At 62.7% G+C, this 20,055-nt stretch carries 20 protein-coding genes and 1 tRNA gene; 13 read left to right on the plus strand and 8 right to left on the minus strand.

All coding sequences use genetic code 11. From position 1 onward, the window contains the following. Positions 1-305: hypothetical protein (locus tag XM53_RS23660; RefSeq protein ID WP_236544384.1), on the plus strand; the 305-nt coding region annotated here is incomplete at its 5' end. A gap of 9 nt (positions 306-314) precedes the next feature. Here the strand turns inward: XM53_RS23660 and XM53_RS22900 are convergent. The 3 genes from XM53_RS22900 to XM53_RS00010 form a co-directional block, all read right to left on the minus strand. After that, positions 315-575 (minus strand): hypothetical protein, encoded by a 261-nt coding sequence (locus tag XM53_RS22900; RefSeq protein WP_144435395.1) that lies wholly within the window; start codon positions 573-575, stop codon positions 315-317. After that, positions 572-934 (minus strand): hypothetical protein, encoded by a 363-nt coding sequence (locus tag XM53_RS00005; protein ID WP_057789131.1) that lies wholly within the window; start codon positions 932-934, stop codon positions 572-574. Before XM53_RS00005 ends, XM53_RS22900 begins: the two co-directional genes overlap by 4 nt. A gap of 101 nt (positions 935-1,035) precedes the next feature. After that, positions 1,036-1,641, minus strand: coding sequence for a response regulator transcription factor (locus XM53_RS00010; RefSeq protein ID WP_057789132.1), 606 nt, complete (start codon positions 1,639-1,641; stop codon positions 1,036-1,038). Between the two features lie 309 nt (positions 1,642-1,950). On the opposite strand from XM53_RS00010, the gene XM53_RS00015 reads away from it, so the two are divergent. Then, the gene (locus XM53_RS00015) at positions 1,951-3,042 is read left to right on the plus strand and encodes an efflux RND transporter periplasmic adaptor subunit (protein ID WP_057789133.1); all 1,092 of its coding nucleotides are present in this window, start codon (positions 1,951-1,953) and stop codon (positions 3,040-3,042) included. Then, positions 3,039-6,128, plus strand: coding sequence for an efflux RND transporter permease subunit (locus tag XM53_RS00020; protein WP_057789134.1), 3,090 nt, complete (start codon positions 3,039-3,041; stop codon positions 6,126-6,128). Before XM53_RS00015 ends, XM53_RS00020 begins: the two co-directional genes overlap by 4 nt. A 14-nt stretch (positions 6,129-6,142) precedes the next feature. Here XM53_RS00020 and XM53_RS00025 read toward each other — a convergent pair whose 3' ends face one another. Further along, the gene (locus XM53_RS00025) at positions 6,143-6,505 is read right to left on the minus strand and encodes a cupin domain-containing protein (RefSeq protein WP_082630646.1); all 363 of its coding nucleotides are present in this window, start codon (positions 6,503-6,505) and stop codon (positions 6,143-6,145) included. Between the two features lie 428 nt (positions 6,506-6,933). Between XM53_RS00025 and XM53_RS00030 the strand changes: the two genes are divergently transcribed. Both XM53_RS00030 and XM53_RS23995 read left to right on the plus strand, forming a co-directional pair. Continuing rightward, positions 6,934-8,973 carry an NADH:flavin oxidoreductase gene (locus XM53_RS00030; protein ID WP_057789135.1) on the plus strand — a complete coding sequence of 680 codons (2,040 nt, stop codon included), beginning with the start codon at positions 6,934-6,936 and terminating at the stop codon, positions 8,971-8,973. Positions 8,974-9,215: 242 nt separating this feature from the next. Continuing rightward, positions 9,216-9,443 carry a proline racemase family protein gene (locus XM53_RS23995; RefSeq protein WP_057789136.1) on the plus strand — a complete coding sequence of 76 codons (228 nt, stop codon included), beginning with the start codon at positions 9,216-9,218 and terminating at the stop codon, positions 9,441-9,443. Here the strand turns inward: XM53_RS23995 and XM53_RS00040 are convergent, their stop codons facing one another. From XM53_RS00040 to XM53_RS00050, 3 genes are all read right to left on the minus strand, one after another. Next, on the minus strand, positions 9,444-10,700 hold the full coding sequence (locus tag XM53_RS00040; RefSeq protein ID WP_057789137.1) for an NAD(P)/FAD-dependent oxidoreductase: 1,257 nt from the start codon (positions 10,698-10,700) through the stop codon (positions 9,444-9,446). 4 nt (positions 10,701-10,704) lie between these two features. Then, the gene (locus tag XM53_RS00045) at positions 10,705-12,918 is read right to left on the minus strand and encodes a TRAP transporter permease (protein WP_057789138.1); all 2,214 of its coding nucleotides are present in this window, start codon (positions 12,916-12,918) and stop codon (positions 10,705-10,707) included. Between the two features lie 99 nt (positions 12,919-13,017). Further along, complete coding sequence (locus XM53_RS00050) at positions 13,018-14,028, minus strand: TAXI family TRAP transporter solute-binding subunit (RefSeq protein ID WP_057789139.1); 1,011 nt, start codon at positions 14,026-14,028, stop codon at positions 13,018-13,020. A gap of 115 nt (positions 14,029-14,143) precedes the next feature. Between XM53_RS00050 and XM53_RS00055 the strand changes: the two genes are divergently transcribed. Further along, the gene (locus XM53_RS00055) at positions 14,144-15,127 is read left to right on the plus strand and encodes a LysR family transcriptional regulator (RefSeq protein WP_236544385.1); all 984 of its coding nucleotides are present in this window, start codon (positions 14,144-14,146) and stop codon (positions 15,125-15,127) included. Positions 15,128-15,183: 56 nt separating this feature from the next. Here XM53_RS00055 and XM53_RS00060 read toward each other — a convergent pair. Next, positions 15,184-15,273: transfer RNA gene (locus tag XM53_RS00060), tRNA-Ser, on the minus strand. Between the two features lie 115 nt (positions 15,274-15,388). Here XM53_RS00060 and XM53_RS00065 point away from each other — a divergent pair. From XM53_RS00065 to XM53_RS00095, 7 genes are all read left to right on the plus strand, one after another. Continuing rightward, positions 15,389-16,231: a DUF2059 domain-containing protein gene (locus XM53_RS00065; RefSeq protein ID WP_236544386.1), complete on the plus strand. Its 843-nt coding sequence runs from the start codon at positions 15,389-15,391 to the stop codon at positions 16,229-16,231. Between the two features lie 6 nt (positions 16,232-16,237). Then, positions 16,238-17,068 carry a DUF2059 domain-containing protein gene (locus tag XM53_RS00070; RefSeq protein WP_057789140.1) on the plus strand — a complete coding sequence of 277 codons (831 nt, stop codon included), beginning with the start codon at positions 16,238-16,240 and terminating at the stop codon, positions 17,066-17,068. A gap of 221 nt (positions 17,069-17,289) precedes the next feature. Next, a complete protein-coding gene (locus XM53_RS00075; RefSeq protein WP_057789141.1) occupies positions 17,290-18,027 on the plus strand; it encodes a 50S ribosomal protein L21 in 738 nt (245 codons plus the stop codon). 11 nt (positions 18,028-18,038) lie between these two features. Next, positions 18,039-18,308, plus strand: a complete 270-nt coding sequence (gene rpmA / locus XM53_RS00080; protein WP_057789142.1) for a 50S ribosomal protein L27 — start codon at positions 18,039-18,041, stop codon at positions 18,306-18,308. Positions 18,309-18,383: 75 nt separating this feature from the next. Continuing rightward, a complete protein-coding gene (locus XM53_RS00085; protein WP_057789143.1) occupies positions 18,384-18,989 on the plus strand; it encodes a LysE family translocator in 606 nt (201 codons plus the stop codon). After that, the gene (locus tag XM53_RS00090; protein ID WP_057789144.1) at positions 18,986-19,531 is read left to right on the plus strand and encodes a GNAT family N-acetyltransferase; all 546 of its coding nucleotides are present in this window, start codon (positions 18,986-18,988) and stop codon (positions 19,529-19,531) included. Before XM53_RS00085 ends, XM53_RS00090 begins: the two co-directional genes overlap by 4 nt. Continuing rightward, positions 19,524-20,027, plus strand: a complete 504-nt coding sequence (locus XM53_RS00095) for a GNAT family N-acetyltransferase (RefSeq protein ID WP_057789145.1) — start codon at positions 19,524-19,526, stop codon at positions 20,025-20,027. Before XM53_RS00090 ends, XM53_RS00095 begins: the two co-directional genes overlap by 8 nt. Positions 20,028-20,055 lie beyond the last annotated feature (28 nt).

The raw sequence follows: 20,055 nt of genomic DNA on the forward strand, positions 1-20,055 counted from the left end.
GGGTTGCTTCAAAGCCTGTAGCAGTGCGGCGTTTTCCGGCATGTTGCGGCACTCAGGCAGAACTTTATGCGAATTTCGTTTCTGCCATACAAAGCGTTACTCTTAAGAACCGTTTTGACAATCTCTCTCAAAAGCGCGGCGGACGCTTTAAGGATTTGAGGGCGCCGCGTCCGACGCGCTTGCCCAAACCAATGACAGGTAGATTGAACAACAGAAATGCGGGCTATCGCTATGAACGCGGGACCATCGTGGAGCAGGTCACCTCGGTCTCATTATCGCCAACCTCTTCCTATAGAAAAAGTTAAATCCGCGACTTAACAATCGATCAAGGAAGATTTTTTCAACGAAATACGCCATAAACGACGTGCCCGTTTGGAAAGCTCGATGACAGTTACGATTGTATCAGATGGCACTCTTCCGAGTATCTTACTTTTAAATGGGTCGGAACGCGGAGAACGTTGGATGCAGGTCGCGTCCGCTCCGCCATCTACCTGTTCTATCCATCCCTTGATGCGCCGCGTTGCCTGAACCTGCGGAGTGATCATTTCAATCATTGTTGCTATGTCCGCCGTCATGCGCCGTCCGCGGTGCTTGCAAAGAGAAAGAACCTTTCTCCGCTCCGTGTCCAATGGTCCATCAGATGCCCGGAATACGGCAGGCTTTGTCCGGTGACCTCGAAAAACGCGACGTCCGAGGCCACCATGGCGGCGGCCTGGTAAAGCTCGTGGGCGCGGGCAGGATCCTTGATGCCTGTCGACAGCTCGCCGGTTTCGAACACGTTCGCGGCCGAAACCAATGCCAGGATCAGGTAGCCGACGGGGTCTTCGGGAAAGGCACGACATATCTCGGGAACGGCTTTGCGCACAGAAAGGCCATCGACCAGAATGCGTTCCGCCAAAAGGCTTTCGAACGAGTCCCAAAGTTTGTTGCGCATCGCGCTTTCGAATAAAATACCAATACTTAATGATCGCTAACGTGTCGCGGACGGGAACAGTAGCTGTATTTCGACAGGCCGCAACGCGCTTGGGTTGCGCGTCATAGGAGCCCCCTGTCACGGGCCAGCATCGCGGCGTGGGTGCGGTTGCGAGCGCCAAGCTTGCGTGACAGGGTCTTGACGTGCAGCTTCACGGTCACCTCCTGTATGTCCAGCTCGCGCGCGATCTCTCGGTTCAGCTTGCCGTCCGCGACCCCGCGCAGAACCATTTGCTCGCGCTGGGTCAGATGGGTCGCAGTTGCTCCTGCCGGGGCTTCGTTCCCGAAATGCTGAGGAAGATAGGTCTCGCCGGCAAGCATCTGATTTATGGCCGAAACCAGCTGGTCCGGGTCGAGCGTTTTGGGCAGAAAGCCCGCCGCACCGGCCCGAAGTGCCCGACGCGCGATATCCGGGGGCGCGGTGCCAGACAGGATCGCCACCGGACATCCCGATTGCGCCCGCATCCGTGTCAGCCCGGCCAGCGCATCCATCCCGGGCATCGTGTAGTCCAGCAGGATCAGATGGAACGGCCCTTTCTCTGCGTTGACTTGCAAAGCCTCGGTCAGCGATCCGGCCTTTTCCACCTGGAACCCGGCCTGCCGGGTCAGGAAATACGCGATCGTCTCAAGGACGAGGGCGTGGTCGTCGGCCAGCAATATCCTTTTCATGTGCCGAGCGCTGCCCCTCGATTGGTGTTGCGTTCGCGCCGTGCTTTCGGACCGGGCAGCGACGATCGACAGCCTCTCTACACGACCCGAAAGCGCCGCGCCATCGTTTACCATGACCGGATACGCCGCACCCGCCCGGATCCCGGCGCCGGACGCTCACGGACATGTGAAGGCCGGCAGCGCCAAGCTTGGTTCGGCGTACCGCTTCGGACGGGCGCGCGCGCTTGCTATTCGGGGCGGTTAAACTAACCTACGGCAACCTGCCCGATGCGGTGACGTCACCGCGGAACGGGAAGATGGAGCCGCCGAATGTCTGTATTCAAACAGTTATTGCTGATCTGCCTTCTCGGCCTGATCGGCTATGGCGGTTATTGGGGGTATGAAACCTATCTTGCCCCTCCGGCCGAGGCGGCAGAGGCCCGCGGGTCCGGCCCCGTCACCATCGAGACGGCGCAGGCCGAAACCGAGCGCATTTACCAGAACGTCGAGGCCGTTGGCACGACACGTGCCGTCAATTCGGTGCAGATCGTGCCCGAGACGGACGGCCGCATCGTGGAACTGGCAATCACGCCGGGTGCCCGGGTCGAAGAGGGCGCCGTCCTGGTCCGGCTGGACGATGCGATAGAGCGCGCCGATTTGGCCGAAGCCAAGGCGCGGCTGGTCGAGCGCCGCCAAGTCCTGGAGCGCATCGAACAATTGCGCAGCACCAACGCGGTGAGCCAGGCCACCCAAGAGGAAGCGGTCGCGCGGTTGGCGGAGGCCGAAGCGCAGTTGGACCGCGCCCAGCAAAGGCTGGATCAGCGAACGATACTCGCGCCTTTTGCCGGCGTGCTGGGGTTACCGGAGGTGGACCGTGGCGCGCGCGTGACGAGCGATGACATGATCGCGCGGCTTGATGACCTTAGCCAGGTGGAGCTGGAATTCTCGTTGCCCGAGACCCTGTTTGCAAAAGTCCGCCGCGGTATGCCGGTCGAAGCGCAGAGCGTGGCCTTCGAGGATCGGGTCTTCGAAGGGCAGATCGACGCCGTGGACAGCCGGATCGACCCGGTGTCGCGGGCGTTCCGGGCACGTGCCCTGATCCCCAATCCCCAAGGGCTCTTGCCGGCGGGCATGTTCATGTCTTTGACGCTGACGCTCTCCGAGGACGACGCGCTGGTGGTGCCGGAAGAGGCTATCGTGTTCCAGGCTGCCGAAACCTATGTGTTCGCAGTTGCCGATGGCACGGCCACACGAAAACTTGTGCAGACGGGGTCGCGACAGGGCGGCAAGGTAGCCGTGCTCGCCGGGCTTGAACCGGGCGAGGAGGTGGCCGTCCGCGGGCTTGGCCGACTGCGCGACGGGGCCGAAGTGACGGTGAAGTCGACCGAACCTGCCTCTGACGAGTCGGAGGGCGATACGTGACGCTTTCGGACATTGCGGTGCGCCGGCCGGTTCTGGCGGCGGTGGCCAGTCTCTTGATCCTGGTCTTCGGCCTTGCGGCGGTGCAGGATATCCCGGTGCGCGAGTTGCCCGACGTGGACAATGCCGTCGTGACGATCACGACCGAGTATCGCGGCGCGGCGCCCGAGGTGATCGACACCGATATCACCGAAACGCTTGAGGGCGCGGTCGCGGCGATCACCGGCCTGCGCTCGATCAGTTCCGAATCTCGGCAGGGCCGCAGCCGGATCACGCTGGAATTTGAAACCTCGCGCGATCTGGACAATGCCGCCAACGACGTGCGCAATGCCGTCGGCCGAGTTACCGGGCAATTGCCCGAGGAGGCGGATGAGCCAAGGGTGGTCAAATCCGATGCCGACGCCGATCCGGTCATGCGGCTGGCGGTGACCTCGGACCGGATGACCACCGCCGAGATCACCGATTACATCGACCGTTTCATCGCCGACCGCATTGCCACCGTGGACGGAGTGGCCGACCTGAATATCTATGGTGAGCGGCCTTTCGCGGTGCGCATCTGGCTGGATCGGCGTGCGCTGGCCGCCCGCAAGCTGACGGTGGCCGATGTAGAGGCGGCGCTGCGGCGCAACAACCTCGAACTGCCCGCCGGAGAGGTCAAATCGCAGGATCGGCAACTGACCGTGCGGCTGAATTCCCGCCTGAGCAGCATCGAGGATTTCCGCGACGTGGTGCTGGACCGCGTGGCAGGCTTTCCCGTGCGCCTCGGCGATGTCGCGCGGGTGGAGCCGGGCGTGGCCGATGACAGCACCATCGTGCGCACCGACGGGACGGACGCGGTGGGTATCGCAGTGCTGCGCCAGAGCAAGTCGAACACCCTGGCCATTTCCCAGGCCGTGCGCGCCGAGATCGCGGCAATCACGCCCACGCTGCCCCAGGGCATGACCCTGATCGTCGGCTCGGACGATGCCCTGTTCGTCGGCGCCTCGATCCGCGAGGTACTGATCGCGCTCAGCATCTCTCTGGCGCTGGTCGTCCTTGTCATCCTCGTCTTCCTGCGCAGTCCGCGCGCCACGCTGATACCCTTCGTGGCCATCCCTGTGTCGCTGGTGGGCTGCTTTATCCTGATCTCGGCCTGGGGCTTCTCGCTGAACACCCTGACATTGCTGGCACTTCTGCTGGCGATCGGTCTTGTGGTCGACGACGCCATCGTGGTGCTGGAAAATATCCAGCGCCGGATCGAGATGGGGGAAAGCCCGCTTGCGGCCAGCTATCGCGGGGCGCGTCAGGTGACCTTTGCCGTCATCGCCACATCGCTGACCCTGATGGCGGTCTTCGTGCCGCTGTCATTCATGCCGGGACAGGTCGGTCGGTTGTTCGTCGAGTTCGGCTGGGTCATGGCGGGCACGGTGGCGATATCGACCTTCGTTGCCCTGACCGCTTGTCCTGCGCTTGCCTCGAAGGTTTTGCGCCAGCGCGACGGTGTGTCCGGCGACGACGCCGAAAGCTTGGGCTGGGCGCAACGCAAATACGAGGCCTTGTTGAAGCGCGCAGTACAGGCCCCGCTGGTGGTGCTTGCCGTCGCGCTGACGGTGACGGGCGGCGCCGCGCTCTTTTATGATGGGCTGCCGCGCGAATTGGCCCCGCGGGAGGATCGCGGCGTGGGGTTCGTGCCGTTGACGGCCCCGCAGGGCAGCACGGTGGAACATTCGGACATCGCGGCGCGTCAGGTCGAAGAGATTCTTGAGCCGTTGCGCCAGTCCGGCGTGATCGAGACGGTGTTCACCTTTACCGGCTGGGGCAACCGGGCGTGGCGGTCCTTTGTGGTCTTTCGCCTTGCCCCGTGGGACGAACGCGACATGACCGTCTCGGAGGTGGTCGATCAGATCGCCCCCAAGATGGGGGACGTGACCATCGCACGCGGCTTTCCGGTGACGCCTGCGGGTCTTGGGCTTCGCGGCAACTCCACCCCGGTTCGGGTGGTCGTGGGCGGCCCGGATTTCGAAAGCGTCAAGGAATGGGCCGAATTGCTGCAAGCCCAGGCCGAAACAATTCCGGGGCTGGTCAACCCAGAGATCGACTTTGACCAGAACCTGCCGCAGCTGGATATCACGATCGACAGGGCGCGGGCCGATGATCTTGGGATTTCGGTGGAAACGATTGCGGGTACGTTGCAAACGCTGCTGGCCTCGCGCGAGGTGACCGGCTTTGTCAGCCGGGGGCGCGAGTATCCGGTGATCCTTCAGGCAAACGAAACGGACCGCGACACGCCGTCGGATATCGACAATATCTTCGTGCGGGCGGGTGACGGTGAAACACTGGTCCCGCTTGGCGCCCTGGTCCAGCTTCGAGAGAATGCCGCCGCGCCCAGTCTGCGTCGCTTTGACCGCCTTCCGTCGGTTCAGCTTTCGGGGGCTCTGGAACCCGGCGCACAGCTGGGCACCGTGCTTGACACGATCGAGACGGCGGCGCGGGACATCCTGCCGGTCGAGGCCAAGTTGGGATATGAGGGTCAGTCGCGCACCTTCAAGGACACGTCGGCCGGCGTCGGCTTTGTCTTGGCCCTGTCATTGCTGATCGTGTTCCTGGTGCTGGCGGCCCAATTCGAAAGCTTCGTGCATCCGGTCACCATCATGCTGACCGTCCCGGCAGGGCTGGCCGGGGCGATATATGCAATGGCGCTTGGGGGGCTCACGCTGAATGTCTACAGCCAGATCGGGATTATCCTGCTGGTGGGGCTTGTGGCCAAGAACGGCATCTTGATTGTCGAGTTCGCCAACCAGCTGCGCAATGACGGGCTTGAAACACGCGAGGCGGTCATTCGCGCCGCCACCCTGCGCCTGCGCCCCATCGTCATGACGGTGATCTCGACCATCCTTGGCGCCTTGCCCCTAGTCATGGCCACCGGCGCCGGTGCCGAAAGCCGTCAGGCCATCGGCACGGTGATCGTCGCGGGCCTGTCGTTGTCGGCGGTCCTGATGCTGGTCGTGACGCCCGTGCTTTACGACCTGCTGGCGCGGTTCACACGGCCCCAGGGGACGCTGGAAAAGCGTCTCGACCGCGAGCTTTCGGAGACCCGCGCGGCGATGTAGGCGTCTGTGTTGCCCTATCCCGCTGGCGGGTTTTCCATGTCTTCCGCGAAAACTGCGATCAGGCACCCTGTCTCGGTGTGCGAGACATGCTCGGTGCCCGGTGCCAGCCACACGACATCGCCCTGGCGATAGACTGTGCCGTCATTGTCGATCAACTCGCCCTCCAGCATCACGAATTCCTCCGCCCCGCCATGGCGGTGCGGGGTCGACCGTGCGCCCGGCTCCATCTTGTAGATGTAAAAGCCCACGTCGCGCGGCATGTCGCGGTTGAGCTTGAGCATGGCAGTGCCCGGTTCGGTAACGGGATCGTACGGCACAAACGCGTCGGCATCCCGGATGTTCGCGATCCTTCGGTCGCTCGGCTTTATCGGCTTCATGGTCGTGTCCTTTCTGTTCCTCAGCAACGAGACTAATCCAGTTCGTCGCCCTGCGGCAAATCATCTTGCGCTGAAGGCGCTCCGCCCTTCGTCGGGTCAGGTCTGACTGTTGCCGGGGCAACGCCAAGCCGAGCATGGAAGCGGTCAAACTCGTTTGCCGCCGGATCCCTGCCGCAGAATGCCTTAACGCAACCGGGCACCCGCATCATGCGTGTAGCCGCGCGTCGTCGGCAGTGTCCACGCGAGACCTCACCGCGTCCGACTGATGCGCCCAACTTCGGATCGCGAAATCAAGCTGCGGCTCGATCAGAGTGCCATCGTTGTGAAGCGCCCAGCCGTCGCTCAAGCAACGTGTACAGAAATCGACTCGTTATTGACATAAGTGAACACGGTGTCGAGTGTCGGCCTGTCTGCACAGGAGCCAGCCCGTGACAAGCGACCCTCTTCTTCAGCCGTTCCAGCTCAAGCATCTGACCTTGAAGAACCGGCTGATGATCACCAGCCATGAACCGGCCTATCCCGAAAACGGCCTGCCAACGGACCGCTACCGGGCCTATCACGCGGAACGGGCGCGGGGCGGCGTTGCCCTGACGATGACCGCAGTATCGGCGGTGGTGTCGCGCGACAGCCCGCCCGCCTTCAACAACATTCTGGCCTACCGCGATGAGGTCGTGCCGCACATGAAGGCGCTGACGGACGACTGCCACGAACATGGCTGCGCGGTGATGATCCAGTTGACCCATCTCGGCTGGCGCACCCGCTGGGACCGGGGCGACTGGCTGCCCAGCCTTGCGCCGGGACACACGCGCGAGCCGGCGCACCGGGCCTATCCGAAAAAGTTGGAAGACTGGGACATCGCCCGCATCATCGAGGATTACGCCGATGCCGCAGAACGGATGCAGGCCGCCGGACTCGACGGGATCGAGCTCGAGGCCTATGGCCACCTGATGGACGCGTTCTGGTCGCCGCAACTCAACCAGCTTGACGGTCCTTTCGGAGCGGGCGACCATGACAGCCGCCTGCGCTTCACGATGGAGGTGCTGACGGCGATCCGCGACCGTCTGGGCGACGGCTTCATCGTCGGCATCCGTTATGTCGCGGACGAGGATAAGCCCGGCGGCATCACCCAGGAAGACGGCATCGAGATTACCAAGCGTCTGAAAAGCTGCGGGATGGTCGATTTCCTGAACGTGATCCGGGGCCATGTGGCCACCGACGCCGCGCTGACCGACGTGATCCCCGTGCAGGGGATGCGATCCAACCCGCACCTGGATTTCGCCGGAGAGATCCGGGCCGCGGCGCAGATCCCGACGTTTCACGCCGCCAAGATCCAGGACGTGGCGACAGCCCGCCACGCCATCTCTTCGGGCAAGCTGGACATGGTAGGCATGACCCGCGCGCATATCGCCGAGCCGCATATCGTCGCCAAGATCATGCGCGGCGAAGAGGACCGCATCCGCCCGTGTGTAGGGGCCAATTACTGCCTAGACAGGATCTACCAGGGGGGCATGGCGCTTTGCCTGCACAACCCGGCCACCGGGCGCGAGACCGAGCAGCCGCACGAGATACCGCGGGCCGAAACCCGCCGCCGCGTGGTCATCATCGGCGCCGGGCCTGCGGGGCTGGAGGCTGCGCGCGTTTCGGCGGCCCGCGGCCATGAGGTGATCGTTTACGAGGCCGCGAAAGACCCCGGGGGACAGGTGCGCCTGACTGCACAGACCGACCGCCGCAAGGAGATGATCCAGCTGATCCAATGGCGTTTTGAGGAATGTACGCGCATGGGCGTGACCTTTCACTTCAACACATTCGCCGACGACCGGACGGTTCTGGCAGATGATCCTGACGTGATTATCGTGGCCACTGGGGGCCTGCCGCAGGTCGAGGTTCCGGGCGGTGGCGAGGATCTTGTGGTGTCGAGCTGGGATATCCTGTCGGGTGATGCTCAGCCGGGAACGAATGTGCTGATCTATGACGAGGCGGGCGATTTTGCAGCCCTTCAGGCCGCCGAAAAGATCGCCGTCACCGGCGCACGGGTCGAGATCATGACCCGCGACCGCAGCTTTGCGCCCGAGGTCATGGGCATGTCCCTGACGCCCGCCATGCGAGAACTTCAAAAGCGCGACGTGACCTTCACGGTGACCTGGAAGCTGGCCGCGGTAGAGCGCGAAGGCAATGCGCTTCGGGCGACTATCGACAGCGATTACGGCGGCGTCACCCGGCACCGTCAGGTGGATCAGGTGGTCATGAACCATGGCACCTTACCGCTCGACGACCTTTATTTCGATCTTCGGCCCGGCTCGTCCAACCTGGGCGAGGTCGACTATGACGCGCTGATCGAGGGTCGGCCTCAGGAGGTGACGCGCAACGCCGACGGCGCGTATCGCCTCTATCGTATCGGTGACGCAGTGGCATCGCGCAACACCCACGCTGCGATCTACGACGCGCTGCGCCTGTGCAAGGCGCTCTGACACGCGCTCGGTCCGGACGATCCATGTGGTCTCGGCTCATACCGAGGGCGAGGTCGGGGATGTCCTCGTCGGCAGTGTTCCGTCCCCGGCCCAGCGGCACGCTGCGGCAGGAAAAGCCGCTGGATCGCCCCGCGACGGCGGCTAGCGAAGTTTTGTCCTCAATGAGCCGTGCAGCGAGATCGTTCGTCACATAGACCTGCTGGTGCCGCCAAAACATTCCGAAGCAGATGCAGGAGCCTTAAATGCGGCTCATGCTCGAAGCGCCGGGCGGGCTGGGAACCACTGCCGCCGTTGCGATCCGGCCGGGCAAGATGGACCGCGCGCCAACCGGCACGGCGCTATTAGCGCGAATGGCGGTGCTTCAGGCGCACGGCCGCGCGGGGCGAGGCGATCGCCTGACCGCACGGTCGTTGATCGGGTCCATGCCGGCAACCAACCCCGATATCTCGGCACGTAAATGGACCGCCTGATTACGCCCGGACCTTTCCGCGAAACCGATCTGCGCTGAAGGGGCTCAGGTCGTGGTTCACCGGCTTGCCCACCGCAATGTCGGCCACGATCCGGCCGGTCTTGGGCGCCATCATCAGCCCGCAATGCCCATGACCGAACGCCGTGATCAGGCCAGGGAAACCGTCCACTTCCCCCAGGCACGGCAGGCTGTCGGGCAAACTCGGGCGCTGGCCGGACCAGGTTGTGCAGGCGCCCACGTCGAGGTCTGGTGCCATATCCCGTGCCAGTCTTATCAGCCCATCGAGCCGCTTCTGGCTGACCGGAGCGTCAAGGCCGGCGAACTCGGCAGTCCCGGCGACGCGCAGCCCGTCTTCCATGCTGGAGGCCACGAATTTTCTGTCGACATCCATGACGGAGTTGTTCAACTCGACCCCCGGTGCCGTGAACGAGACGTGGTAACCGCGTTCCGATTGCAGGGGGATGCGAACGCCCAAGGACTCCAGCAGTTTCGCCGACCACACCCCCATCGCCACGATCAGTTTGGGGCTGGTGAACTCTCCGATATCCGTGGTGCAGGACCAGCCGCCTGTCTCGACCGGGCGCAGGCCGCGTATATTGGCGCGCACGACCTCGCCGCCCATTGTGCGCAGCTTATCGCACAGGACCTTGCCAAGGCGCCCCGGTGAAACGGCTCGCGCCTGCCCCTTGATCAGGATCGCGGCCTGGAAATCCGAAGACAGCGCCGGTTCCACGTCTCTCAGGTCCGTACCGTCGATGCGTTCCAGCTCGGCACCGGCCTCCTGCCGCAGGACGTTGTCCAGCGCGTCCAGTCGGGCATCCGCGCCGTTGCGGAACGCGTGAACGTAAAAGCTGTCGCGGATCAAGTCCTCGTGACCCGTGCCGTAAAGATGATGGCGATAGAGGGTGACACAGTCGCTGTTGAGAATTTCCATCGCCGCCGAGACCTCGCGCACACGCGCCTCGCGGCCTTGCGCAAGGAACCGAAGGCCCCAGCTGGCGAAGCGCGGCAAATACCCGGGACGGACCGTGACCGGGCCCAAAGGGTCAAGCAGCCAGCCCGGGACCTTCTTCCACAATCCCGGCATTGATTGCGGCACGACCGACCAAGGCGAGATGACCCCGGCGTTGCCGAAAGACGTTGCCTGACCCGGCGCGTCCCGGTCGATCAGCCGCACGCGCACCCCTTGCTCGGCCAGGCTCAGCCCCGTGCAGATACCGACGATCCCGGCCCCGAGAATTGTGACATCCGGTTCCATCGGTTCACGCGGCCTGTACGGAACGGTTGCGCTGGAGCACTTGGCTGATCAGCGCAGGCGCAGCAATGATCAGCGCCACGAGATCGGCCTGGAGCGATGGCGCGATGAAGACAAGCCCCGCCAAGGCCATCAGCCACCTGAAGATCGCCCCCATCGGCGCCAGCCAATAGCCCACCACTGCAGCCGACAGGCAGATCACGCCGAAGATGCAGCTGGCGGCCGTGTAGGTGAATTGCCAGAAATCGAAACCTGCGGTCGACACGAACAGCAGCACCGGCGCATAGACGAAAGCCATCGGTGCGACGACCTTGCCCAGCCCCAGCGTGAAGGCCGATATGCCGGTGCGGAACGGGTTCGAGCCGGCAATCGCCGCGGCGGCATAGGCCGAGGTACAGACCGGTGGCGTGATCTCGGCCACGACGCCGTAATAGAGCACGAACATATGGCTGGCGATGGGCGGAATGCCCAGCTGCGCCAGCGCGGGCTGCGCCACCGACACCAGCATGATGTAAAGCGCCGTGGTCGGCACGCCCGCGCCCATCAGGATACAGGCCAGCGCGATGAAGACCAGACTGATGAAGAGCGTCAGATCCTGGACCGAGAAGAGTTCCCAGCTGCCGACAGAGAAGAGCCAATGCAGGTCGCTGCCCAGGTTCGACGCCGCCTGCGTCACCATGAAACCGATGCGGAAGCCCACACCCGTGGTGTTGATCACACCGATCACGATACCGACCGCCGCCGCCGCGGCCCCGACGGCCAAGGCATATTTCACGCCGGTCTCGAACGTGTCGGCCATCTCGCCGATGGTGGTGCGGGGCTGCGGGTTCAACGTGGCAATCACGGCCCCCAGGATCAGCATGATGCTCATGTTCAGCTCGAAACCGCCGCCAAGGTATTTCCAAACGACAAAGGCGATAAAGGCCGCGGCATAGATCAATGTCAGTGGCTGCCGGATCCGCGACATACCCGCAACGATGGACAGCGAGATGCCGCAGAACGCGGACATGTAGGGCGTGTATCCAGCAAACAGCACCATCAGAAGCCCGATCAGCGGGATCACGTTTGCCCAGCCATGGCTCCAGACCGCCTTGAATTTCGGCAGCTTGTCCTTGCTCAGCCCTTGCAAGCCCAGGCGCCGTGCCATCAGGTGGACCACGGCGAAAACGCCGACATAGTGCAGAAGTGCCGGAAAAATCGCGGCGATTACGATGGTGGTGTAGGGCACTTCCAGGAACTCGGCCATGATGAAGGCCGCCGCACCCATGATGGGCGGCGTGATCTGACCGCCTGCCGAAGCCGCAGCCTCGACCCCGCCGGCGAAGTGACCGGGATAGCCCAGGCGCTTCATGTTGGGGATGGTCAGCGCGCCGGTGGACACGGTGTTGGCCACCGAAGAGCCCGAGATCGTGCCAAAGAAGGCCGAGGACACGACCGAGACCTTGGCCGGCCCGCCGGTGTAGCGCCCCGCCAGGATCGTGGCGCTGTCGATGAAAAGCTGGCCCAGCCCCGTACGCTGCGCGATCACGCCAAACAGGACGAAGTGAAACACGATCGTCGACACGACCCACAGAGTGACACCGAAAATGCCTTCCTGCGGGAAGTACATCGAACTGACGAAGGTCTTGAAGTTGACGCCGGGGTGCTGAAGAAGCCCCGGAAACATCGGCCCGAACAGCGCGTAAGAGATGAAGACGCAGATGATCAGCGGCAGGATCCATCCCAGCGTGCGGCGCGCGATATCCAGCACGAGCACGATAAGGATGCACCCGAACACCATGTCATAGGTGTTGGGGTTGCCCATGCGAAAAGTTTGTTCTTCGATACCCAAGGCCGGAATGCCCCGCCAGGCCAGACCGAGATAGAGCGCCGAGGCGGTCCCGAGGATCATCAGAAGAATGTCGAAAATGGGCACGCCGCCGATCCGAAACGGCCCATTGGAATAGTCATAGGCCGTGCTGGTCGCAAAGATGGGAAAGAGCGCGTAGGTCAGGATGAAGAGGCCAGAAAGGTGCCACCCCATGTGCCAGAAATCCGGCGGAAGGGCGAAGCCTGCCGTCAGGTAGTGATAGGTCGCGAACGCCAAAGCGACGTAGCGGAGGAACTGTCCGAAGCCCGGAGACACGGTGCGCGTCGCGGCACCCTCATCGAATTTCTTTTCGATATCGGCCAGTTCCTCGGCGGATCGCTGGTCCGTGTCCTGCTCGCCACTGGTCGACATGGCTTGCCCCTTCACGCTGAAATGGAACGTTTAGAAAGTTCGGGCGGCGGCTGTGTCGAGACCGCCGCCCGGCATGTGCGGATGTGAGGTGCCCGTCGGTTACTCCAGCAGACCCGCTTCCTTGTAGAACTTCTCGGCACCCGGATGCAGCGGCACACCAAGCGCGCTGATCCCGTCCAGCGCGGTGTCCGGCGTGATCTGCTTGCCCTTGGCATGGCCGTTGTCCAGCAGGTTGCGCGTGTTGTCGTTCCACAGCGCCTTGGTGATGCCATAGACCAGCTCTTCGCTGAGGTCGGACGAAACCACCAGCAGCGCAGACACCGCCGGCGTCTTCACCTCGTAGTCGATGCCTTCGTACACATCGGCCGGGATCTTGGACGGAATGTAGGCGGGAATGATCTCGTTGATCTTCGCCAGATCTTCATCGCTGAAGCTGTGCAGCTCCATGCCCTTGGTCGTGGCCAGCTGCACCATCGCGGACACCGGCCAGCCCGCAGCGTAGAAATAGGCGTCAAGCTGTCCGTCCGCCAGCCGTTCCGCCGACTGGCTGTTGTTCAGCTCGGCCTCGTCGATGTTGTCTCGGGTGATGCCCCACGCCTCCAGCATCTGAAGAACAGCGACCTGCGTGCCCGATCCGGCCTGGGCAATTCCTACGCGTTTGCCTTCCAGATCGGCAAGCGACTCGATCGACTGGCCTTCGGGCAGGACCAGGTGCAGATCCTCGGGAAAGAGGTTCGCAACGATGCGCAGCTTCTCGTGCGGTTTGCCGTCGAACGTGCCTTCGCCCAGATACATCGACCGGGTCACGTCCGCCGCCGCCATGCCGGCCTCAAGCTCACCGTTCTGAACGGCGGTATTGTTGAACACGGATGCGGTCGTCGACTGGGCGATGGCGATCAGCCCGGGCACGCCGCATTGACCGCCTTCGTCGCAGGGCCGCGATCCCGGCGGTGAAGAGATCCCGTTGGCGATGGTCCCGCCGATGGGAAAATATGTGCCGCCGGCGCTGCCGGTGCCGATCCGGAAAAACGTCGGATCCTGCGCCGCGGCCAAGCCGGCCGACATGACCGTGGCCAGCGTAACGCCGGTCAATCTAGCCAAAAATGTCATCAGATAGCTCCCTGTTTTGTCGAGGGTCAGACAAGACGCCTGCCCACTGGTTTGTGAGAATGACACGTTGATGAAAAACGAACCTGTGAATAAATTCAAATTTGAAATATGTTAATTGATCAAAATTTTCTTTATGGGCGGAAAGCGCATGAATTTCCAGCAACTGGCGGTCTTTCGCGAGATCATGAACACCGGTTCGATGAGCGCCGCGGCCAGAAACCTGCACAGAACGCAACCGGCGGTCAGCGCGGCGCTCAAGGCTCTTGAAGAGAGTCTTGGTATGGAACTTTTCCACCGCGAGGGGCGTCGGCTTATTCCCGTGCCCGAAGCGCGGTACCTGCTGTCCGAGGCCACCGATATCCTGAACAAGCTTTCCGCGACACGCGCCAATCTCGAAGGTATGCGAGACCGCGTTCGTGGCACGCTGCGCATCGTGGCGATGCCGGGGCCCTCGGCATATCTTTTGCCGGCCTTCGTAAGTAAATTTTCAGGGTCCGCGCCCGACATCAGGGTCACTCTCGCGACCCGCAGTTCACCGCAGATATTGAACCTGATCGCGGCGCAAAGCTTTGACATCGGCTTTTGCGACCTTGGTGCCAGAGAGACCATGTCGAAATCGCTTTCCGATGAGCTGTTTCAATCGGTGACGACCACATGCAAATGCCTGTGCGCGGTGCCGGAGGCACATCCGCTGGCCGAGAACGATGTCATCACGGCGTCCGATCTGGATGGGCACCCCATGGGAGCGCTCCAACCCGGACACGCGACTGTTGCAGACACACAGGCCGCATTCGATGCCGTCGGCGCGGCATTCAACCTGTGCGTTGACGCGCAGTATTTTCTGCCACTTCTACATTTTGTCGAAGCCGGGCAGATCTGCGCGATCATCGACCCGCTCAGTGCCGAGACGTACCGCCGCCAAAACGGCAATGAAGGCACAATCAAATTCGTTCGTTTTGAGCCTGAGGTGCCGTTCGGCTATGCGCTCATCACGCCGCATCAACGCCCACCGTCCCGCTTGGCGCAGGAATTTGCCTGTCGATGGCAGGCATATCTTGATAACATAGTAACGCCGTGCAGTGGCCAAGCTTCGGTTTGAACGGACAGAACGTCAATGCGCTGCCGGGGTCGGAAACGCGCCTTCGCGGGAACAAGTGGCGGAGAGACAGGGATTCGAACCCTGGGACCCCGTGAAGGGTCAACGGTTTTCGAGACCGCCCCGTTCGACCACTCCGGCACCTCTCCGCGGGGGTCTGGAGGGTGCGTTTAATCGCCTTTGAAGGGGCTGACAAGGGGTTTGCCTTGTTTCGCCACGGATTTTGCCTACGTTGAGGAAAACATCGCCACGTCAGGAGGTATCGTGACCCAGACGCGCCCAATCCGCCCCCTTGTTTTCATGGCCATTTTTGCAATCGCGCTCATGGACGCGTTTCAGCTCCGTGCCGCCGATCGAGACCGGCTGGACGCGTTTCTTGAAGTGACCGGCTTTGGCGTGGCGCTTGACAGTATCGCGCTTGCCGCCGGGGATGCGCCCGCAATGCTGGGAATGCAGACCAGCGATTTCGGTTCGGACTGGTCTCGCGTGTCGGAAGATGTCTTTGACACCGACAAGATGCAGACGATGGCGCTCGATATCCTGTCCGAAACGCTGAGCGACGAGCACCTCACCCATGCCGCCGAGTTCTACGCTTCGCCGCTGGGCCAACGTCTTGTGGAAGCCGAGAACGCCTCGCACATGGTCGAGGACGACGAGGCCAAGCAGCAGGAAGGCCGCGCGCTGGTGGCCGAGGGCGTCGAGCAGGGGGATGAACGTATCGAAACCCTGCAAGCCCTCAACGAGGCCGTGGATTCCGACGGCAACTCGGTGCGTGCCGTGCAGGAAATTCAGGTGCGCTTTCTGATGGCCGCGTCCAATGCCGGGATTCTGGACCGCCAGCTGGACGAAGGTGCCTTGCGCGCGGCGATGAAGGCGGGCGAAGACGAAATGCGTATGAGCATGAAGGCCGGCGCGCTGGCCAATGCCGCCTATACGTACCAAGACTTCACCGACGAGGAACTGAAAGAATATCTCGCGGCGCTCGAACATCCGGACATGCAGACGGTCTATCAGCTGATGAACGCGGTCCAATTTGAAATCATGGCCAATCGTTTCGAGGAACTGGCCTCGCGTATGGCCGAAATGCACCCCGGGCAGGAGCTTTGAACTGAGATGCAAACTGTAAAAACCCTTGCGTCTGTCGGCGCACTCTCGGCCGCGCTTCTGATATCGGGTGCCGCCGCCGCGCAGGACAGCGACCGCGAGCGGCTGATCGAGTTGATGCGGATCGGCGACACCGTCGAGGTTATGCGCAAGGAAGGCCTGCGCTATGGCGCAGAGATCGGCGCGGAAATGCTGCCCGATATACCGAACGACGACTGGGAGCGGACCGTCTCGCGCATCTATGATGCCGAGAAGATGGAAGCGGTGATCACGCAAGGATTTGAAACTGCCCTCGAAGGAGAGGCAGTGGGCCCGCTGGTCGATTTTTTCGAAAGCGAGCTTGGGGCAGAGATCGTCGAACTGGAGATATCGGCCCGTGAAGCCTTTCTTGACGAGGAAACCGAAATGGCGGCGATGGACGCGTTCGAGATGGCGCGCGGAGACGAAACCGAGCTTTACCAGCAGGTGGAGACGATCATCGCCGACAGCGATCTTGTAGAATACAACGTCATGGGCGCGATGAACGCCAACCTCATGTTCTATCGCGGGCTGGCCGATGGCGGCGCGATCGACCTGGGCGAGTCCGACATGCTGGCGGATGTCTGGGCGCAGGAACCGGACATTCGCGCGGAATCCGAGGCCTGGCTCGGCTCATTTCTGATGATGGCTTATCGCCCGCTGGACGCGGACGAACTCGAAGCCTATGCCGAGCTATACCGCACACCCGAGGGGCGGGTCCTCAATACCGCCGTCTTCAACGCCTATGACCGGATGTACGACGAGATTTCGTACCTGCTGGGCCAGGCCGTGGCGGAACAGATGCGCAGCGAAGAGCTTTGATCGGACCAAGCGGGGCGAAACCGTGAGGGCTGATTGAAAAATCCCGGCTTTTGCAGGGCGCAAGGCTTGACTTTGAAGGGCACCCCGAGGATAAGCGGCCATCCCGACGGGGCGACTCGTGCGGGATTTGTTTTTTTGACGCCCGAAGGGCGCGCCGTTCGAGGCACCAAACGCCGGTTGATCCCGGGGCCACAGAACGCGGATGAGAAAAGGAAAGACACATGTTTGCGGTTCTGAAGACCGGTGGCAAACAGTACAAGGTTCAGTCGGGCGATATGCTCCGGGTGGAAAAACTTGCTGCCGACGCCGGTGAAAAAGTTCAGTTCAACGAGATCCTGATGCTGGGCGGCGACTCGCCGGTCATCGGTGCTCCGCTGGTCGACGGCGCGGCCGTGCAGGCCGAGGTGGTGGACCAGATCAAGGGTGACAAGGTCATCAACTTCGTCAAGCGTCGCCGTAAGCACGGCTCGCAGCGGACCCGCGGCCACCGTCAGCAACTGACGCTTCTGCGCGTGACCGAGATCCTCGAGAAGGGCGCCGACAAGTCGGGCGTGAAGGCCGCCGTTGGCGCAAGCGCACTGGCCGCCGGCATGGGCAAGACCCGTTACGCCGACAACAAGGCCGAGCAAGCCGAGATGGCCAAGCGCGTGAAAAACGACGAAGCCAAGGAAAAGAGCGTCGCCAAGAAAGCCGAACCCAAAGCCGAGAAGAAGGCCGAGGAAAAGAAGGCCGCCCCGAAGAAAGCCGCGAAGGCCGAAGGTGGCGACGATTTGAAGGAGCTGTCCGGCGTTGGCCCGGCGCTTGAAAAGAAACTGCACGAGGCAGGCGTGACCACGTTTGCCCAGATCGCGGCATGGACCGCCGATGACATCGCCGAGATGGACGAGAAACTGTCCTTCAAAGGCCGCATCGAGCGTGAAGGCTGGGTCGAACAGGCCAAAGAACTGGCCAAAGGCTAAGGAGAGACGAGATGGCACACAAGAAAGCAGGCGGTTCATCCAGAAACGGTCGCGACTCGATCGGTCGTCGTCTTGGCGTCAAGAAATACGGCGGCGAGGCCGTGATTCCGGGCAATATCCTGGTGCGTCAGCGCGGCAACAAGTTCTGGCCGGGTGACGGCGTGGGGCAGGGTAAGGATCACACCCTCTTTGCGACCGTCGAAGGCTCTGTTCAGTTCCGCAAGGGCCTCAAGGGCCGTACCTTTATTTCGGTTCTCCCGGTGGCGGAGGCCGCCGAGTAAGCCGAACCTTCAAGGCATGATATTCAGGGGGATCGGCACAGCGCCGGTCCCCTTTTTTCATTTCGGAGGCACGTCATGAGCGTGGCCGTCACATCCTTCCTCGTCTTTGGCGCGTCGCAAGTCGGCACGCCCGGGCCCGCCAACATGGCGCTTCTGGCGACAGGCGCGCGCTTTGGCTTTCGCGCGGCGCTGCCCTTTGTTGCCGGGGTGGTGATTGGAAAGCAGTTTGTGATCTGGCCCGTGGGGTTCGGCCTGATGGAACTGGCCGACCGCGCGCCTTACGTGTTCGACATTCTGAAATGGGTGTCTGCGGCCTATATCTGCTGGCTCGCGTGGAAGGTCGCCCATCTGCGCCTCGGTCCGGCTGACGCGCAGGCGACCGCACCCGGTTTTCTGGCCGGACTGATCGTGCACCCGCTCAACCCCAAGGCCTGGGCGATGATTGTCGCCGGCTTTACCAATTTCGTCGATGCGGGCACGCCCGCCTTGCAGGCCACGCTGACCATATCCATCTGTCTTTTAAGCCTGCAATTGTTGCTGCACCCGATCTGGACACTTGGAGGAGACCGGATCGCGCGCACCGTGGCGGGAACGCCGGCCGAGCCGCACCTGATGCGCGCCCTGGCCGCGCTGACCGTTGCATCCGTCCTGTTCGTGCTTTTCGGAGGAGACAGCACATGAAGCTTGAGACAATCACCACCGACACCCTTCTGGAAACCGAACGGTTCGACCTGCGCCCCATCCGCGAGTCCGACGCGGGCCTGATTTCGCTCTATGCCGGCGACGAGCGGGTGGCCCGGTTCACCACGTCCATTCCGCATCCGCTTCCGCCGGGCACGGCCGAGGCCTTTATTTCGCGCGTCATGGACCCAGAGCATCCCGAGGATGTCTGGGTCATGGACGGCACGCGCATCGGTGGCGGCGAGGTCATGGGCCTGATCGGGCTGGAACGGATGGACCGCGACCAGTCCGAGATCGGCTATTGGGTCGCACCTGCCTACTGGAACAGCGGCATCGCCTCGGCGGCGGTCAAAGCGATCCTGTCGGCCAACCCGCAGAACGCGCGGACGGTCTTTGCCAGCGTCTTTCAGGACAACGCCGCCTCGGCCCGGGTGCTGACGAACAGCGGCTTTCGCTATCTCGGCGACGCCGAGAGCTTTTCTGTCGCGCGCAAGGCCAACGTGCCGACGTGGACGTACAGCCGGGCGTCGGACAATGGCTGATGGCATCTTGGCTCGAACCGAACGCCTGGTGTGGCGGGAGGGGACCGAGGCGGATGTCGCTGCCCTGCACGCCATTGCCTCGGACTTCGATGTCGTGCGCCAGACCGAGACGTGGCCGTGGCCGCCTGACCTTGACTTCACGACCAAACGCTGTTTGCCCAACCCCGAGTACGAAGGTCACGCCGGTGTCGTCACAGTCGATGATGAAGTCATCGGCCTTATGGGAGTCGGCAAGGGCGGCATGGGCTACATGCTGGCGCCGACCCACTGGGGCAAGGGATTTGCCACTGAAATCGGTCGCGCGGCCGTGGACCTCGCGTTTGAACGTCATGACTGGCCGAAACTGTCGGCCTGCGTCTTCTCCGACAATCCCGCCTCGGGCCGGGTGTTGGAAAAGCTCGGCTTCCGCGTGGTCGGGCCCTGCGAGGGGCCAAGCGCCGCGCGCGGCGGCATCTTTCCGATCATCAACTACGTGTTGGAACGACCCAAGGCTTGAGCCGCACGCCGTTTCGCACTATCGCAAG

It is taken from the genome of Roseovarius atlanticus (genome assembly GCF_001441615.1).
In the GTDB taxonomy this organism is placed as follows: Bacteria; Pseudomonadota; Alphaproteobacteria; order Rhodobacterales; family Rhodobacteraceae; genus Roseovarius; species Roseovarius atlanticus.

Bases quoted from the DNA above. Each gene is read 5' to 3' on its own strand.
- XM53_RS22900 (WP_144435395.1), bottom strand. From the start codon at position 575: ATGACGGCGGACATAGCAACAATGATTGAAATGATCACTCCGCAGGTT.
- XM53_RS00005 (WP_057789131.1), bottom strand. From the start codon at position 934: ATGCGCAACAAACTTTGGGACTCGTTCGAAAGCCTTTTGGCGGAACGC.
- XM53_RS00010 (WP_057789132.1), bottom strand. From the start codon at position 1,641: ATGAAAAGGATATTGCTGGCCGACGACCACGCCCTCGTCCTTGAGACG.
- XM53_RS00015 (WP_057789133.1), top strand. From the start codon at position 1,951: ATGTCTGTATTCAAACAGTTATTGCTGATCTGCCTTCTCGGCCTGATC.
- XM53_RS00025 (WP_082630646.1), bottom strand. From the start codon at position 6,505: ATGAAGCCGATAAAGCCGAGCGACCGAAGGATCGCGAACATCCGGGAT.
- XM53_RS23995 (WP_057789136.1), top strand. From the start codon at position 9,216: ATGCGGCTCATGCTCGAAGCGCCGGGCGGGCTGGGAACCACTGCCGCC.
- XM53_RS00040 (WP_057789137.1), bottom strand. From the start codon at position 10,700: ATGGAACCGGATGTCACAATTCTCGGGGCCGGGATCGTCGGTATCTGC.
- XM53_RS00045 (WP_057789138.1), bottom strand. From the start codon at position 12,918: ATGTCGACCAGTGGCGAGCAGGACACGGACCAGCGATCCGCCGAGGAA.
- XM53_RS00050 (WP_057789139.1), bottom strand. From the start codon at position 14,028: ATGACATTTTTGGCTAGATTGACCGGCGTTACGCTGGCCACGGTCATG.
- XM53_RS00070 (WP_057789140.1), top strand. From the start codon at position 16,238: ATGCAAACTGTAAAAACCCTTGCGTCTGTCGGCGCACTCTCGGCCGCG.
- XM53_RS00075 (WP_057789141.1), top strand. From the start codon at position 17,290: ATGTTTGCGGTTCTGAAGACCGGTGGCAAACAGTACAAGGTTCAGTCG.
- rpmA (WP_057789142.1), top strand. From the start codon at position 18,039: ATGGCACACAAGAAAGCAGGCGGTTCATCCAGAAACGGTCGCGACTCG.
- XM53_RS00085 (WP_057789143.1), top strand. From the start codon at position 18,384: ATGAGCGTGGCCGTCACATCCTTCCTCGTCTTTGGCGCGTCGCAAGTC.
- XM53_RS00090 (WP_057789144.1), top strand. From the start codon at position 18,986: ATGAAGCTTGAGACAATCACCACCGACACCCTTCTGGAAACCGAACGG.
- XM53_RS00095 (WP_057789145.1), top strand. From the start codon at position 19,524: ATGGCTGATGGCATCTTGGCTCGAACCGAACGCCTGGTGTGGCGGGAG.